At 63.8% G+C, this 16,253-nt stretch carries 16 protein-coding genes and 1 pseudogene; 13 read left to right on the forward strand and 4 right to left on the reverse strand.

Going from position 1 to position 16,253, the window contains the following annotated elements; genetic code table 11:
• The first annotated feature begins 602 nt into the window (after positions 1 to 602).
• The 3 genes from AC629_RS49875 to AC629_RS19975 all read left to right on the forward strand — a co-directional run bounded on the left by AC629_RS49875 (position 603) and on the right by AC629_RS19975 (position 1,635).
• Complete coding sequence (locus AC629_RS49875) at positions 603 to 737, forward strand: hypothetical protein (RefSeq protein ID WP_283847132.1); 135 nt, start codon at positions 603 to 605, stop codon at positions 735 to 737.
• 159 nt (positions 738 to 896) lie between these two features.
• Positions 897 to 1,316 (forward strand): DUF4118 domain-containing protein, encoded by a 420-nt coding sequence (locus AC629_RS19970; protein ID WP_084806734.1) that lies wholly within the window; start codon positions 897 to 899, stop codon positions 1,314 to 1,316.
• 139 nt (positions 1,317 to 1,455) lie between these two features.
• The gene (locus tag AC629_RS19975) at positions 1,456 to 1,635 is read left to right on the forward strand and encodes a hypothetical protein (protein ID WP_074123789.1); all 180 of its coding nucleotides are present in this window, start codon (positions 1,456 to 1,458) and stop codon (positions 1,633 to 1,635) included.
• A gap of 206 nt (positions 1,636 to 1,841) precedes the next feature.
• On the opposite strand, the gene AC629_RS19980 is transcribed toward AC629_RS19975, so the two are convergent.
• Positions 1,842 to 2,819: a LysR family transcriptional regulator gene (locus AC629_RS19980; protein WP_084806735.1), complete on the reverse strand. Its 978-nt coding sequence runs from the start codon at positions 2,817 to 2,819 to the stop codon at positions 1,842 to 1,844.
• A gap of 119 nt (positions 2,820 to 2,938) precedes the next feature.
• On the opposite strand from AC629_RS19980, the gene AC629_RS19985 reads away from it, so the two are divergent.
• The 9 genes and pseudogenes from AC629_RS19985 (at position 2,939) to AC629_RS20025 (ending at position 12,179) form a co-directional block, all read left to right on the forward strand.
• Positions 2,939 to 3,976: a class 1 fructose-bisphosphatase gene (locus AC629_RS19985; protein WP_084806736.1), complete on the forward strand. Its 1,038-nt coding sequence runs from the start codon at positions 2,939 to 2,941 to the stop codon at positions 3,974 to 3,976.
• Between the two features lie 12 nt (positions 3,977 to 3,988).
• The gene (locus tag AC629_RS19990; RefSeq protein WP_084806737.1) at positions 3,989 to 4,864 is read left to right on the forward strand and encodes a phosphoribulokinase; all 876 of its coding nucleotides are present in this window, start codon (positions 3,989 to 3,991) and stop codon (positions 4,862 to 4,864) included.
• 28 nt (positions 4,865 to 4,892) lie between these two features.
• Complete coding sequence (gene tkt / locus AC629_RS19995) at positions 4,893 to 6,914, forward strand: transketolase (protein WP_084806738.1); 2,022 nt, start codon at positions 4,893 to 4,895, stop codon at positions 6,912 to 6,914.
• A gap of 14 nt (positions 6,915 to 6,928) precedes the next feature.
• Positions 6,929 to 8,014: a class II fructose-bisphosphate aldolase gene (fba, locus tag AC629_RS20000; protein ID WP_084806739.1), complete on the forward strand. Its 1,086-nt coding sequence runs from the start codon at positions 6,929 to 6,931 to the stop codon at positions 8,012 to 8,014.
• 31 nt (positions 8,015 to 8,045) lie between these two features.
• Positions 8,046 to 9,506 (forward strand): form I ribulose bisphosphate carboxylase large subunit, encoded by a 1,461-nt coding sequence (locus AC629_RS20005; protein WP_084806740.1) that lies wholly within the window; start codon positions 8,046 to 8,048, stop codon positions 9,504 to 9,506.
• 11 nt (positions 9,507 to 9,517) lie between these two features.
• Entirely contained in the window at positions 9,518 to 9,925 is a 408-nt protein-coding gene (locus AC629_RS20010; protein WP_084806741.1) for a ribulose bisphosphate carboxylase small subunit, read from the forward strand.
• Between the two features lie 101 nt (positions 9,926 to 10,026).
• A complete protein-coding gene (cbbX, locus tag AC629_RS20015) occupies positions 10,027 to 10,959 on the forward strand; it encodes a CbbX protein (protein ID WP_084806742.1) in 933 nt (310 codons plus the stop codon).
• Positions 10,956 to 11,685, forward strand: a pseudogene (rpe, locus tag AC629_RS20020) (ribulose-phosphate 3-epimerase). The gene cbbX and the pseudogene rpe overlap by 4 nt, the downstream one beginning before the upstream one ends.
• Positions 11,686 to 11,966: 281 nt before the next feature.
• Positions 11,967 to 12,179, forward strand: a complete 213-nt coding sequence (locus tag AC629_RS20025; RefSeq protein WP_084806743.1) for a hypothetical protein — start codon at positions 11,967 to 11,969, stop codon at positions 12,177 to 12,179.
• 21 nt (positions 12,180 to 12,200) lie between these two features.
• Here AC629_RS20025 and AC629_RS20030 read toward each other — a convergent pair whose 3' ends face one another.
• Complete coding sequence (locus AC629_RS20030) at positions 12,201 to 13,568, reverse strand: NAD(P)/FAD-dependent oxidoreductase (RefSeq protein ID WP_084806744.1); 1,368 nt, start codon at positions 13,566 to 13,568, stop codon at positions 12,201 to 12,203.
• A 40-nt stretch (positions 13,569 to 13,608) separates the two neighbouring features.
• Positions 13,609 to 14,298, reverse strand: coding sequence for a GntR family transcriptional regulator (locus AC629_RS20035; RefSeq protein WP_084806745.1), 690 nt, complete (start codon positions 14,296 to 14,298; stop codon positions 13,609 to 13,611).
• A 109-nt stretch (positions 14,299 to 14,407) separates the two neighbouring features.
• Between AC629_RS20035 and AC629_RS20040 the strand changes: the two genes are divergently transcribed.
• Entirely contained in the window at positions 14,408 to 15,295 is an 888-nt protein-coding gene (locus tag AC629_RS20040; protein ID WP_084806746.1) for a transporter substrate-binding domain-containing protein, read from the forward strand.
• Between the two features lie 26 nt (positions 15,296 to 15,321).
• On the opposite strand, the gene AC629_RS20045 is transcribed toward AC629_RS20040, so the two are convergent.
• Complete coding sequence (locus AC629_RS20045; protein WP_084806798.1) at positions 15,322 to 16,158, reverse strand: universal stress protein; 837 nt, start codon at positions 16,156 to 16,158, stop codon at positions 15,322 to 15,324.
• Positions 16,159 to 16,253: the final 95 nt, after the last annotated feature.

A 16,253-nucleotide genomic window follows, 5' to 3' on the forward strand; every position in this document is an offset into this window, starting at 1 on the left:
CCAACAGACCGGTGAGCGGATGGGGGTCAAGGCCGTCAGCCGCCGAAGGCGGGGGCGCGCCAGCGCCAGCCTTGAGCCCGGCCGGTCAGCGGTCTACTTCCGGCACAGTTGCTCTTGATTGAGAGGGGGAGCGACGGAGCAGAGCTCGGGCGAAATACGCCGCGGGGATGCGAAGGTGTGTCTGCAAAGCCGTAGGATGGGTAGAGCACTTGCGAAACCCTGCATCCGCGTCGAGGAAAGCGTTGATGGGTTTCGCTTCGCTCTACCCATCCTACGAGTGCTGCGCATTGGAGGATCGCGATATGCTGCCTCATACTCCGTCATTGCGAGCGCAGCGAGGCAACTCCAGATTCTCTCCGCGGAAAGACTCTGGATTGCTTCGCTTGGCTCGCAATGACGACGCGGTGACTGTGCGCGACAAACTCCCGCTCGTGCCCCGGACGCAGCGCAGCGCCATCCTGGCGATGCGAAGCATCGTCCAGCGGGCGGTGCGCTGCAGAGCCCGGGGCCCATGTCGCCGCACCTTCGCCGTGTCGTCATCTGGGTCCCGGCTCTGCGCAGCGTCACCATAGCGCGTCGAGACGCGCGTAAACGCGCTTTCGGTGCCGCAGCGCGTCCGGGACACGAGAGTTGATGGTGTTGCTATCTATCTGGCGAGCCTTAAGATCGGCTACGGCGTGGGGCTGCTGCTGATCGTGCCGCTCGGCGATCTCGTCGAGAACCGCAGCGGCCACTGAATAGCGGCACGATTGTGCGCCGCGGCCGTTTACCAAGCCTTTGATGCCAAGTCCTGGAAGCCAAGCCCCGGGCCGTGCAATTTCCGCCTCGCGATTTCCCGGCCCCTGTAGTACTTTGGTCGCAACCGGACCTGGCTAACAGGCGGCAGGGGAGGCCCTATGAGGCGTGCGGGACTGGATTGCGTACCGCGAGTACGGCCATGGTCGTGGCAGGCATTTCTGCTCGGATTTGTCGTCGTCGCAGCGTCGGCTGCGCTTCAAGGCGTCTGCGTCGCTCTCGGCGCAAAGCTCTATTTCGCGACGTTTGTGCCCAACATCTTCATCGTCGGCGTTCTCGCAGGCGCACCGGCGGCGGCGTTCGCTGCGCTGCTCACGATTCCGCTGGTGTGGTGGGCCTTCATGCCGCCCTTCTTCGAGGTGAGCCCGTTGACCAGCGCCGATGCGGATTCCATCAACCTGTTCTTCCTGCTCGCCGTGCTGCTGATCGGCCTTGCCGATCTCTGCCGCGAGACGATGACGATCAACCGCCGCGGCGGATTCGAGCCGTCGGGCGAGAGCGCGGCAACGAATTCGCAATAAACGAGCCTCGAGCGGGAGGGACGCGTTGCGCTCGCGCAACAGTCCGGCAACCATCCGCGCGTTTGCCGCGCGCCGCTAACTTTTCGAAAAAGATTTGGCCGCAGTTTCTCTCCCGGGAATGACGAGGGAGTTTTTGGACATGAACGGCCAGGCCATCTTGGAGAACGTGCGCCGCTACCGCGGAATCGCATCGCTCTATCGCCAGACCGCTGCATTCCGCCCGGGCCAGAGCTGGTCGCTCTTGGAGCAGGCGAGGGATTGGGAAGCGCGGGCTTTGTCGGAGCTGGAAACCTATTTTGCCGCGCGCGCGGCGGCGTAGACCCCGGCATCGAGCGCACGTGGCAACCACGGGGTTACCCCGGCGGCTGTCTATGCTAGCAACCCGACCGATCTAGATCCTTCACGTCGGCCGGGGCGAGCGATGACCACCTTGAACCGCATCTTCACGACGGAGCGTCTGCTCCAGATCATCGTCGTTCTGGCGGCGACCATCGCCATGAAGCTGATGAGCTGAGCGTCAGCCAGCTATCGCCCGCCGAGTTCCGGCACATCGGGCAGATAATTCGAGCCCTCCGAGCCGAGAAAATCGAACATCGCCTGCGCCGGCGGTAGCAGCACCTTGTCGCTGCGGCGGATCACGTACCATTGCCGGACGATCGGCAGGCCGGCGACATCGAGCACGACGAGGCGGCCTTCGGCGAGCTCGTGCGCGACCGTGTGGGCCGAGATGAAGGCGACGCCGAGCCCGGCGATGACAGCCTGCTTGATGGTCTCGTTGCTGCTCATCTCCATGCCGATGATCGGCTCGAGATCGGACCTCTGGAACATGCCTTCCATCAGCGTGCGCGTGCCTGATCCCGGCTCGCGGGTGAGGAAGGTCTCATGCACGAGGTCGGTCAGGCTGAGGCCGGAATCCTTCTCCAGCCAGTGTCCCTTGCGGGCAACGATGATGTGCGGATTGCGCCCGAGCTGACGCACGTCGACACTGACGTCGGCCGGTGGCCGACCCATCACCGCGAAATCGAGGTCGTAACCGTGCATGGCCTCGCGGATGTCCTCGCGGTTGCCGATGGTGAGCTTGATCTCGATCTTCGGATACCGCTTCGAGAACGCCGCGATCGCGTGCGGCACGAAGTATTTCGCGGTCGAGACCGCGCCGAGATGCACTGTGCCGCCGGTGCGCCCCGCAAGCAGGTCGATCGCGCCCTGGCAATCCATGATCGCGGCCTCGACGCGTTCGGCGAGTGTCAGCACTTCCTTGCCCGCCTCGGTCAGCAGCATGCCGTCACCGGTCCGCTGCACCAGCGGCAAGCCGGCGAGATCCTGAAGCTGCCGCAGCTGCTGCGTGACGGCCGGCTGGGTCAGGCCGAGATGGCCTGAGGCGGCCGTGACGCTGCCCTTGGCGGAAAGCGCCGCGAGTGAGCGGAGCTGCCGGATCGTCAGATGCCGGAGCTGGGTCGCCGCATGGCCGGAGCCATTATAAGGAAATTCTTTGGCACTCATTATGATTAGAAATTTTCCTTATTAAGCCGGCCCTGTCAATCTCATCGTGCTGGGACTGACCGCACCGACCTCCAACGGGGAGCGAACTGGATGCGGCTTCAGCAAAGGGATGGACGCAGATGACCGGGCAACTCAGACTGGAAGATCACCTTCAAAGGTATTCCGAGACCGCGCCCCATGCGCTGGCCGTGGCGGCCGCAGTGGATGCCATTGCCACGGCGGCGATCGAGATCGCCGACCTCATCGGCAGTGGAGATCTCGCGGACGCGTCGGGGCTGACCACCGGCCGCAACAGCGACGGCGATCTTCAGCGCGATCTCGACGTACAGGCGGATGCGATCCTGCGCCGCTGTCTCACCAGATCGCCGATCGCGGCGTTGGCATCGGAGGAGATGCGCGAGCCGCAGATCGGCGACCGCGAGGCGAAGATCTGCGTTGCGTTCGATCCGCTCGACGGCTCCTCCAATATCGACATCAACATGACTGTCGGCACGATCTTCTCGATCCTGCCCGCGCCGGACGATCTCGCTCTCGCCTTCTATCAGCGTGGCTCGGCGCAGCTTGCCGCGGGGTTCGTCACCTACGGTCCCCAGACCTCCCTGGTGCTGACGCTTGGCGATGGCGTCGACATCTTCACGCTTGACCGCAAGGCGGGTTGCTTCCGCCTCGCGCGCAGCACTGTGCAGATATCCGAGACGGGCGAGGAGTTCGCGATCAACGCCTCCAACCGCCGTCACTGGGATCCGCCGGTGCGCGCCTTCATCGACGAATGCCTCGCCGGCGTCGAAGGGCCCGCCAACCACAATTTCAACATGCGCTGGATCGGCTCGCTGGTTGCAGAAGCCTATCGCATCCTTACCCACGGCGGCGTGTTTCTCTATCCATCCGACGCACGCCCCGGCTATGGCGAGGGCCGCCTGCGCCTCACCTACGAAGCGCATCCGATGGCGATGCTCATCGAGCAGGCCGGCGGTTCGGCCTCGACCGGGCGCGAGCGAATCCTCGACCTCGCAGCCCAGAGCCTGCATCAGCGCGTGCCTCTGATCATGGGCTCGAGCAACGAAGTTCGCCGCGTCGATGAATTGCATTGCGATCCGCTGCTGGTGGCGAGCGTTTCCGCGCCGCTGTTCGCGCGACGCGGCTTCTTCCGGCTGTGAATGAGGTGTCCCATGTCCAGGAAGCATCCGATCATCTCCATCACCGGCTCCTCCGGCGCCGGCACCACCTCGGTCAAGAAGACCTTTGAGCAGATCTTCTTCCGTGAGCGCGTCAACGCCGTCTACATCGAGGGCGATGCGTTCCATCGCTATGACCGTGCCGAAATGCGCACGCAGATGGCGAAGGAGGCCGAGCGCGGCAACAAGCATTTCAGCCATTTCAGCCCCGAGACCAATCTGTTCGAGGAGCTGGAGCGGGCCTTCCGCGACTATGGCGAGACCGGCACGGCAGTGACGCGGCATTATGTCCATGATGCCGAAGAATCGACGCTGCACGGCGTGGCTCCAGGCACCTTCACCGAATGGGAGCGACTGCCGGAGAATTCCGACCTGTTGTTCTACGAAGGCTTGCACGGCGCGGTGGTCACCGACAAGGTCAACGTCGCGCGCTATGCCGACCTCAAGATCGGTGTCGTGCCCGTAATCAATCTTGAATGGATCCAGAAGCTGCACCGCGACCGCAGCGCGCGCGGCTATTCGACCGAGGCCGTCACCGATACCATTCTGCGGCGGATGCCGGACTACATCCACTACATCTGCCCGCAGTTCACCGAGACCGACATCAACTTCCAGCGCGTGCCGACGGTGGACACCTCCAATCCGTTCATCGCGCGCTGGATCCCGACGCCAGACGAATCGATGGTCGTGATCCGCTTCAAGAATCCGCGCGGCATCGACTTCCCCTATTTGCTCTCGATGCTGCCGCACAGCTTCATGTCGCGCGCAAATTCGATCGTTTGTCCGGGCTCGAAGCTCGATCTCGCGATGCAACTCATTCTGACGCCGCTGATCATGCAGCTCATCGAGCGCAAGCGGAGCCTGAAATGATCCGCAACTTCAACAACGGGAGGGTCTGATGAACATCTCAGTTCACGCTGAAGCCGACCTCACGGCGGTCACGCACAATGATCTCGCCAACGCCGTCCGCTTCCTTGCGGTCGATGCCATCGAGACCTCGCAGTCCGGCCATCCCGGACTGCCCATGGGCATGGCCGATGTTGCGACCGTGCTGTTCTCGCGTTTCCTGAAATTCGACTCGGCTCATCCCAATTGGCCGGACCGCGACCGCTTCGTGCTGTCGGCAGGCCATGGCTCGATGCTGCTCTATGCGCTGCTGCATCTGACCGGCGGCGATGTCAGCCTCGATGACATCAAGGCGTTCCGGCAATGGGGCTCGAAGACACCGGGCCATCCCGAATATGGCCACACGCCGGGCGTGGAGACGACGACGGGACCGCTGGGGCAGGGGATTGCGACCGCAGTCGGCATGGCGCTCGCCGAGCGTATGGCCAATGCCCGGCATGGCGATGGCCTTGTTGACCACTTCACCTATGTGATCGCCGGCGACGGCTGCTTGATGGAAGGCATCAGCCAGGAGGCGATCTCCCTCGCGGGCCATCTTCAGCTCGGCCGCCTGATCGTACTGTTCGACGACAATGGCATCTCTATCGATGGGCCGACGTCGCTGGCGACTTCCGATGACCAGCTCGCACGTTTCGCGGCTTCCGGCTGGTCGGTGCGTCGGGTCGACGGGCATGATCCCGAAGCAGTCGCGCAGGCGATTGCGGAGGAACGGGAGACCGCAAAGCCGTCGTTGATCGCTTGCCGCACCATCATCGGCTATGGCGCGCCCGACCGCCAGGGCACCGAGAAGGCGCATGGCGCGCCGCTCGGCACCGAGCAGACGGCAGCGGCTCGCCGAACGCTCGGCTGGGATTACCAGCCCTTCGTGGTGCCGATCCCGATCCTCAAGGCGTGGCGGATGATTGGGCAACGCGGACAGGTCGAGCGTCTCGCCTGGCTTGATCGTTACGAATGCGCGACGCCCGGGCAGCGCGACCTGTTCATCGAGGGCAAGGCCGTTGCCCTGCCGGACGCCTATGCCCAGGCCTCGGCGAAATTGCGCGAGCGCTTTGCCACCGAGCGTCCGAAACTCGCGACGCGGCAGGCTTCGCAGCAGGTGCTCGACGGCATTGCCGGAACGATCCCCGGATTTGTCGGCGGCTCCGCCGACCTCACGCATTCGAACCTGACGCAAGCCAAGGCACAGAGACCCGTCAGGCGCGACGCTTTCGCCGGCGACTACATTCATTACGGTATCCGCGAGCACGGCATGGCCGCAGCAATGAATGGCCTCGCGCTGCACGGCGGCTTCATTCCCTATGGCGGCACCTTCCTCGCCTTCTCCGACTACAGCCGGCCGGCGATCCGCCTCGCGGCCCTGATGCGGCTGCGGGTCATTCATTTGATGACCCACGACTCCATCGGCCTCGGCGAGGACGGTCCGACGCATCAGCCGGTTGAGCATCTCGCCGCGCTGCGCGTCATTCCGAACCTCCTCGTGTTCCGCCCCGCCGACGCGGTCGAGACATTGGAGGCCTGGGACTGTGCGCTCGAAGCCAAGGATCGTCCCTCCGTTCTGTGCTTGTCGCGCCAGGCCCTGCCGACCTTTCGCAGCGATGCGCGCGGCAAGAACCGCGTCGCGCGTGGAGCCTATCTCGTCGTCTCGCCGGACGGCGGCCGCGACGTGTCATTGATGGCAACCGGCTCGGAAGTATCGATTGCGCTGGAGGCCGCGCGCCTGCTCGCGACCGAACACGTTCGTGCGGCCGTGGTCTCCGCGCCCTGCTTCGCGCTGTTCGAGGAGCAGCCGGAAGACTACCGCGCCAGCGTACTCGGCACCGCGCCGCGCGTCGGCATCGAGGCGGCCGTGCTTGGCGATTGGCCGCGCTGGATCGGTGCCGACGGCGAATTCGTCGGCATGCGCGGCTTCGGCGCCTCGGCGCCTGCGCCCGTGCTCTACCGCGAATTCGGCATCACGCCACAAAGCACTGCGGAAGCCGCCCGGCGGGCGATCGCTCGCGCAGCCAAGCAATAACAGGAGGAATCTTCGTGGCCCGTATCACCCTTCGCCAACTGCTCGATCACGCAGCTCAACACGGCTACGCGGTGCCGGCGTTCAACATCAACAACATGGAGCAGGGGATCGCGATCATGCAGGCGGCGGCCGAGGTCGACGCGCCTGTAATCATCCAGGCCTCACGCGGCGCGCGCAGCTATGCCGGAGATCTCATGCTCTCGCATATGATCGACGCGCTGGAGCGGACCTATCCCGACATCCCGCTCTGCATGCACCAGGACCACGGAAATGACGAAGCGACCTGCGCCTCCGCCATTGCCCATGGCTTCACTTCGGTGATGATGGACGGCTCGCTCAAGGCCGACGCCAAGACGGCCGCCGATTACGACTACAACGTCGCGATCACCCGCCGCGTCGTCGACCTCGCCCATTGGGTCGGCGCCTCCGTCGAAGGCGAACTCGGCGTGCTCGGCTCGCTCGAGCACGGTGGCGGCGAACAGGAGGACGGCCACGGCGTCGAGGGCACGGTCAGCCACGACCAGTTGCTGACCAATCCCGACCAGGCGGTCGACTTCGTCCGCGCTACAAAGGTCGATGCGCTCGCGATCGCGATGGGCACCTCGCACGGCGCCTACAAGTTCAGCCGCAAGCCGGATGGTGACATCCTGGCGATGCGGGTGGTCGAGGAGATCCACCGCCGGCTGCCGAATACGCATCTTGTCATGCACGGCTCCTCCTCGGTGCCGCAGCCGCTCCAGGACATGTTCAACCAGTTCGGCGGCGAGATGCCGCAAACCTGGGGCGTGCCGGTCGAGGAGATTGTCCGTGGCATCCGAAGCGGCGTGCGCAAGGTCAACATCGATACCGACTGCCGCCTCGCGATGACCGCGGTGTTCCGCAAGGTCGCTGCCCAAAGTCGCAACGAGTTCGACCCGCGCAAATTCCTCAAACCCGCGATGGATGCGATGCGCGAACTCTGCCGCGACCGTTTCGAACAGTTCGCAACCGCGGGCCACGCCAGCAAGATCAAGGTCGTTCCATTGAGCGAGATGGCGCGGCGCTATCGCGCCGGCGAGCTCGACCCGCGCATCGGCGCCTGCGAGCCAGTCGCCGCCTAGTCATTCAGAGAGAGAAGAGCAGGAGAGAGCCATGAATGCACATGCAGGAACCGTCCGCGGCAAAGAGCGCTATCGATCCGGCGTGATGGAATACAAGCGCATGGGCTATTGGGAGCCCGACTATGTGCCGAAGGATACCGATGTCATAGCGCTGTTCCGCGTGACGCCGCAGGAGGGTGTCGACCCGATCGAAGCGTCGGCCGCAGTCGCCGGCGAATCCTCGACCGCGACCTGGACGGTGGTGTGGACCGATCGCCTGACCGCCGCGGAGAAATATCGCGCGAAATGCTATCGCGTCGATCCGGTGCCGGGCACGCCGGGCTCGTATTTCGCCTACATCGCCTATGATCTCGACCTGTTCGAGCCCGGCTCGATCGCGAACCTTTCGGCCTCGATCATCGGTAACGTGTTCGGCTTCAAGCCGCTGAAGGCGCTGCGCCTGGAAGACATGCGCTTCCCGGTCGCCTATGTGAAGACGTTTCAGGGACCTGCGACCGGCATCGTGGTCGAGCGCGAGCGGCTCGACAAGTTCGGCCGGCCGCTGCTGGGCGCAACCGTGAAGCCGAAGCTCGGGCTTTCGGGGCGGAACTACGGCCGCGTCGTTTACGAGGCGCTCAAGGGCGGGCTCGACTTCACCAAGGACGACGAGAACATCAACTCGCAGCCGTTCATGCATTGGCGCGATCGCTTTCTCTACTGCATGGAAGCCGTGAACCGCGCGCAGGCGGCTTCCGGCGAGGTGAAGGGCACCTACCTGAACATCACCGCCGCCACTATGGAGGACATGTACGAGCGCGCGGAGTTCGCCAAGGAGCTCGGCTCGGTCATCGTCATGATCGACCTCGTGATCGGGTACACCGCGATCCAGTCGATGGCCAAATGGGCGCGCCGCAACGACATGATCCTGCATCTGCATCGCGCCGGTCACTCAACCTACACGCGGCAGAAGAGCCACGGCGTCTCGTTCCGCGTCATCGCGAAGTGGATGCGGCTCGCCGGCGTCGATCATATCCATGCCGGGACCGTGGTCGGCAAGCTCGAAGGCGATCCCAATACCACGCGCGGCTATTACGATGTCTGCCGCGAGGACTTCAACCCGACCAAGCTCGAGCATGGCCTGTTCTTCGACCAGTCCTGGGCGAGCTTGAACAAGATGATGCCGGTCGCCTCCGGCGGCATCCATGCCGGCCAGATGCACCAGTTGCTCGATCTCCTGGGCGAAGACGTCGTGCTGCAATTCGGCGGCGGCACGATCGGTCATCCCATGGGCATCGCCGCCGGCGCGACCGCCAATCGCGTGGCGCTGGAAGCGATGATCCTCGCTCGCAACGAGGGCCGCGACTACGTGCACGAAGGGCCGGAGATCCTGGCCAGAGCGGCTCAGACCTGCACGCCGCTGAAGGCCGCGCTGGATGTCTGGAAGGACGTCACCTTCAACTATCAATCCACCGACACGCCGGACTTCGTGCCGACCGCGCTCGAAACCGTCTGAGGAGTTTCAACATGAAGATGACTCAAGGCTGCTTCTCATACCTGCCTGACCTTACCGACGACCAGATCAGCAAGCAGGTGCAATATTGCCTGACCAAGGGCTGGGCGGTGAACATTGAGTTCACCGATGATCCGCATCCCCGCAACACCTATTGGGAGATGTGGGGCCTGCCGATGTTCGATCTCCAGGATGCCGCCGGCGTGATGATGGAGCTCGCCGAATGCCGCAGGGTCTATGGTAACAGCTACATCCGCATCAGCGGCTTCGATTCCAGCCATGGCTGGGAATCGGTGCGGATCTCCTTCCTCGTCAACCGGCCACCGCAGGAGGCGGAATTCGAGCTGGTGCGACAGGAGGTCGGGGGACGCGCGATCCGCTACACCACCGTGCGCCGGCCGGCCGCGCACGCGTCAACCTAGGTCGTCCTCCTCCGCGCGGAGCGCTCCCTGCTCCGCATCCTTGGCGGACCACTGCTTCGCCGCTCCCCCCCGGCGGCGAAGCCTTTTTCTTCGAGGTGCCCATGCTGGATGTCCCCCACGCAACGACCACTGAGCCCGGCGAGACCGTTTTCGATCTCCGCAAGGAAGCCGAAGCGGCGGGGATCACGGATACGCTGCAACAGCTCGAACTGGAGCTGATCGGCCTCCGGCCAGTCAAGAACCGCGTGCGCCAGATCGCGTCGCTGCTGCTGATCGAACGCATCCGCCAGCGTGCGGGGCTGGCCTCCGCGCCACCAACGCTGCACATGTCGTTCACCGGCAATCCCGGCACCGGCAAGACCACGGTGGCGCTGCGCATGGCCAAAATCCTGCACGGGCTAGGCTTCGTCCGGCGCGGCCAGGTGATCTCGGTGACGCGCGACGATCTCGTCGGGCAATATATCGGCCACACCGCGCCAAAGACCAAAGAGATATTGAAGAAGGCGATGGGCGGTGTTCTCTTCATCGACGAGGCCTATTACCTGCACCGCCCCGACAACGAGCGCGACTACGGCCAGGAGGCGATCGAGATCCTGCTCCAGGTGATGGAGAACCAGCGCGAAGACCTCGTCGTGATCCTCGCCGGCTATGGCGAGCGAATGACGAGCTTCTTTGCCTCGAACCCCGGCTTCCGCTCGCGCATCGCCCACCACATCGAATTCCCCGACTATGCGGAAACCGAGCTGCTTGTCATCGCCGAACTGATGCTCAGGGAGCGTGGCTACCGTTTCTCGGCCGCGGCGCGCGAGGCGTTCGAAAGATACATCGCGCTGCGCCGGACCCAGCCGTTCTTCTCCAATGCGCGCTCGGTCCGCAACGCGGTCGATCGCATTCGCCTGCGGCAGGCCGATCGCCTGGTGTCCGATCTCGACCGCATGCTTGACGTCGCCGATCTCGAGACGATCGACCCGGCAGATGTCCTCGCAAGCCGCGTCTTCAGCGGCGGGGCCGACGTGCGGAGTGCAAAACCATGACCAGAGAAATCATTATCGCCCCCTCGATCCTGGCGGCGGATTTCGCGCGGCTCGGCGAGGAGATCGCGGCCATCGACGCAGCCGGAGCCGACTGGATTCATTGCGATGTCATGGATGGTCACTTCGTGCCGAACATCAGCTTTGGCGCTGATGTCATCAAGGCGGTCCGGCCGCTGACGGCGAAGATTTTTGACGTGCATCTCATGATCGCTCCGACCGATCCTTATCTCGAAGCTTTCGCAAAGGCTGGGGCCGACGGTCCACGCTGAAGCGGGCCCGCATCTCGACCGCTCGCTTCAGGCGATCCGTGCGCTCGGCAAGAAGGCCGGGGTGAGCTTGTGTCCGGCAACGCCTGAAAGCGCGATTGAATACGTGCGAGATCGTCTCGATCTCGTGCTGGTGATGACCGTCAATCCCGGCTTTGGCGGCCAGTCCTTCCTCGAATCCCAGGTCGAGAAGATCCGGCGCATTCGAAGTATGATCGGCGACCGGCCGATCCGGCTCGAGGTCGATGGCGGCATCACGCGCGACAATGCCACGGCCGTTGCCGCAGCGGGCGCAGACGCGCTGGTAGCGGGGTCGGCGGTATTCCGCGGCAAGAGCAGCGCCGATCATGCCGCCAATATCGCGGCCATTCGTGCTGCTGCGGAAGCCGGCCGTCGCCCAAAGCTGCAAGATAGTTCCGAGCAGCGGGTGCGGGCTGAACAGGGCGCGCTCATCCGGTAGACTACGGATGACATGCGGCGACGACGCTGTGGTGCCGGTGGCCGGCCCGAGCCGACCGAACGGTATCTCGATCTGATTGGCATCAACGTCGAGCGCCGCTACGCTTGGCAAGCTTTGCGAGTTCCGTGCTCGGGTTCATTGATAGGAACCAAATTCCGCCGCGCGTTTCCTGAAAATTAACCTGGGCAAGCGGGCCGGGCTCGCAGCAAATGTTTTGCATAACCGCCATCGGCTTGACGCAAATTCGGGCAATAGATCCTGCAGATGCGAGGGAGGGTCTCATGGAGAACGTACGTCGCTACCGCGCGCTGGCGTCCCTCTGTCGTCAGCAGGCGGCCTACCGGCCTCTCCAGACCTGGCAACTTCTCGGCCAGGCTGAACATTTCGAATATCTCGCCGAGATCGCGCTGAAGGCGCATTTCGAGGTCTGCAATGCGCAGCGCGACGAGGACGCCGTCGCGGCCGCGGCATGGGAAACCCCCGTCGCGGCGTGAGGACATCCGTTTCGCTAACGATCAGAGCAGGCCGCGGCTCTCGGCACGCTCAAGCTCGTCCATGAGCGCCTTGTTTTCATAGCGCGCGAGCGAGAGAACGTTTGCGAAGGAAGGCGAGGGCGAGCCGACCACGGCCCGCGCGCAAAGATCCCCAGCAGCGCATGCCGACATCGTTCCATACCCCGACAAGGCGGCTGTCAGGAACACGCCCGGCGTCCTGGCCGCGCCGATCAGCGGCCAGTTCTCCTTCGTCATCGGATAGAAGCCGCCGTAATGCACCCGGTCGCGCGGCAGGGCACCGAGATATTGCCTGAGCGCGGGCTGGAGCCGGCTGGCGGCGCGAAGCACGATTTCCGGGAAATAGGGATTGAGCGCGGGGTCGCGGGTCGGTTCGGACGGGTCCGAGTTGAAGGCCCAGCCGAGCTTGATCCATTGACCCTGATCGCCGCCGTCGGGGCGGCAGTGAATGCTGCCCGGCATTGGTTCCAGCAACCGGGCCAGTTCGGGGGCGGCCGCCAGCGCCTCGCGTTCCTCCGCCGACCAGGCGAGCGTCTGGCCGTCGAGATCGATCGTGAACGGCATCTTGCGGTCTACCGCGCGATTGCGATCGACGAAGGCGATCTTCTGCTGAAGGACATTCTGGATCGGCAGTTTTTCGCCATGCATCGCCGAAACATGCGAGGCAAAGGGGCCCGCTGCATTGACGATGATGTCGGCCTTGATGGTCTGGCGCTCGCCGTCGGCGATGACGTCAACCAGGAACCGGTCAGCCTTGGCGATGCCGACCACACGCGCCTGCTGAAATTGCGTACCCAGCGGGCGCATCGTCTCAAGCATGTACTGGCCGAGCTGCTGACCGCTGATGTCGCCGGCCCTGCGGATGTGAAGCGCGGTCGCGACCTCCTTGTCGAACGCAGGATAGTAGCGTTGGATGAGATCTCGGCCGAGCAGTACGTCGACGCCGTCGGGCGCAGTCTGCCAGTCTGCCGACAGCGGCGGCGTATAGTTCTGGTTCGGTCCCTCGTGGAGACGGATCAGCTTCGAGGCGGAGGCACCGTAGCCGGCATGCAGCTGCCGCAGCAGCTCTTCAGGTTTCTCCTCGCGTGTCACGAGAAGATATCCGCGCCGCGTCATGTGGATGCGATTGTCCGTGCGGCGCGCGATATCCTCCATCAGGTCGGTGCTGTGGTCGGTAAACGCAGCCATGGTCGGATGGGGCCACCAGTTGCGGTAGTTCTCGCCGGATTGCGCCGACGTCAGCGCCATCGGCTGGCCTTCATCGACGATCAGCAGGCGCGAGCGCTTGTGCTCGACGGCGAGGTAGTAGGCCGTGGCAAGGCCCGCCATACCTGCGCCAATGACCAGGATTTCGACGTCGTTCGTCTTCAAGCGTACTCTCCTCAACTCGGTAGGACGATCGGTCCTCGGATCAGTCGGTCTCGGCCCGTGTTGCATGACGCTGTGCCGATCGCAGCGTCTTTTGCGTCTGCACAATGTGCTCGCGCAGCAGGCGCACGGCCTTCTCGACTTCGCCGTCGCGGCAATATTCGAGCAGCTCGTAATGCTCGCGCTGCGGCCGATCCTTGCCGGTGGCGCGGGATACGAGGGCGCGCGTGAAGCGGCTCACGTGGCCGTAATTGGCCTCGATCATCGCAAGTAGGCGAGGGCGATTGCAGGGGGCGTAGAGCGCCTTGTGGAAGCGCCAGTTGAAGGCGCCCCATTTCTCTGGATCGGGCTCCTCGTCGTAGGAGCGGAGAATAGTCCTGGCATCATCGAGATCGATGTCGCCCATGGCCGGGATGGCCAAGCGCAGTGCGTGGCATTCGAGCGCAATGCGAATTTCGAGCAGCTCAACGACCTCGTCGATGGAGAGATCCGAGACGACCGCTCCCCGGTTGGGCAGGAACGTCACGAAACCCTCGGCCTCGAGCTGCCGCAGCGCTTCTCTGACGGGGATGCGGCTGGTCCCGAATTTCTCGGCGAGTTCGTCCTGACGGAGCTGAATGCCGGGCGCGAGCTCACCCGCGCTGATCGCGCGCCGCAGCGCCTCGCGAACGGCGTCAGGCGTGGAGCCGTGACCGGACCCACTCCGTTGCTTCGCCACTTCACCCGATTTCATGCGGCATCTCGTCGTGGTTGCCCAGCCAGATTGTATAAAATCGATTTGTGGATTATGCAATCGTGTGTATAAAATACTGAGAAATTGTATCCACCGCAGGAGCAAGGTCATGAAGGGGCTGTTGTATTCGCTGATGTTTCTGACCGCGGTTGCGGCCCCGGCTCAGGCCCAATCTCCCAGCGGGACGCTGGCCAAGATCCGGGATGCCGGCGAAATCCGCCTCGGCCACCGGGATGTCTCGGTCCCCTTTTCCTATCTCGACAGCAATCAAAAGCCGGTCGGCTTCGCGATGGATCTTTGCGCGTTGATCGTCGATTCGGTGAAGGTCGAGTTGAAGCTCCCTGCGCTTCAGACCAAGCTGCAGCCGATCCAGCTCAGCACGCAGATTCCGCTGATCGAGAACGGGACCATCGACATCGTCTGCGGTCCGGCCACCAACACCTTGGAGCGTCAGAAGGTGGTCGCCTTCAGCGACACCATTTTCGTTTCGAGCATTCGCGCCGTGGTCCGAAAGGATGCTCCGGTCAGGACGTTCGAGGATCTGAAGGACAGACCGGTCGCGCTGACCACTGGCTCGACGTCGATCATCCTGCTTCTGGCACGCGGCCAGGAGAAGAATTTTGCTGTCAAGCAGGTCCTGTCCCCGGACCACGCCGCATCCTTTCTCGCGCTCACCACCGGCCGCAGCGACGCCTTCGTCATGGACGACATCCTGCTCGCAGGCCTCATTGCCAACAGCCAGACGCCCGACAATTGGCGGATCATCGACGACAGCCTACGTACCGAGCCTTACGGGCTGATCATCCGCAAGGGCGATCCGGAGTTCAAAGCGCTGGTCGACAAGACGCTGGTTGCGATGATGAAGAACGGCCAGTTCGCGGAACTCTACGCGAAATGGTTCACGAAACCCATTCCGCCCAGAAATGTGAACCTGAACTTCCCGATGCCGGCACCCCTTAAGGAGGCGGTTGCAAATCCGAACGACAAGGGAGTCTGATCGGTACGCTGCGGATCATCCTTCGATCAGTGCGACATCATCGTCGGAACCGTCATGGCTTCCAGCATGGCCCGGGTGACGCCGCCGAGAAGGCGTTCTTGCAATCGGGAATGGCCGTAGCCGCCCATCACCAGCAGGTCGAGGTTCTCGTCGGCGGCCAGCGACAGGATGGTCGGCTGAATATCGGCGCGCGCGGCCGACAGGCTGACCGTGCGGGTGGAGAGTCCGCGCCTGCCGAGATGTCTTGCAAGATTGCTCGCTGAGATTTCGTCGGGAACGGCGTCGGCTTCGTTGATCGTGATGATCACGATCTCCTCGGCGCGGGCCAGGAACGGTGCGGCGTCGCGCATCGCGCGGGCGGCGAGGCGGCTGCCGTCCCAGCAGATGCCGATCCGCTTCGCCTTGAATACACCACGGAAGGTATAGGGGAGGAAAAGCACTGGGCCGCCCGCCTGGAACAGGATCTCGCCGGGCACGTCGTTGTCGAATGAACCTTGCGCCGGATCGGGCTGCAGCACGATGCTGAGATCGTGTAGCCGCGCCATCGCGCCGAGCGAGCCGGCTGCATCGACCGGGATCGCGCCAAGCGGGTGGCACGTGTAGGTAATGCCGGCCTTCGTGGCTTCGCTCTTGAACACCGCCAGCGCTGCCTCGGCCTTTTCCACTGCGCGCTCGCGTTCCATCTCGAATACGGCTGCCGCGGCGGCGCCCGCCTCCACCACGTAAGCTGCGCTGGTTGCGACATAGCCGACGGCGACCGCATCGACATGGGCGTTGAAGTGCGCTGCCAGCGAGATCGAGCCGTCAATCACGGGTCGCATCGGTCGCTCGGTCGGAATGTGAACGAGAATGTCTTTGTACATGGCGGCGCCTCCGATGGACATCATCCGATAGCTGCAGTTTTTCACCGCCCGTGGGACCTGTGTTGAGCTGCATCAAATGTGCTGCAGCGACTTTC

The sequence above is a fragment of the Bradyrhizobium sp. NAS80.1 genome (assembly GCF_001908205.1).
Taxonomy (GTDB): domain Bacteria; phylum Pseudomonadota; class Alphaproteobacteria; order Rhizobiales; family Xanthobacteraceae; genus Bradyrhizobium.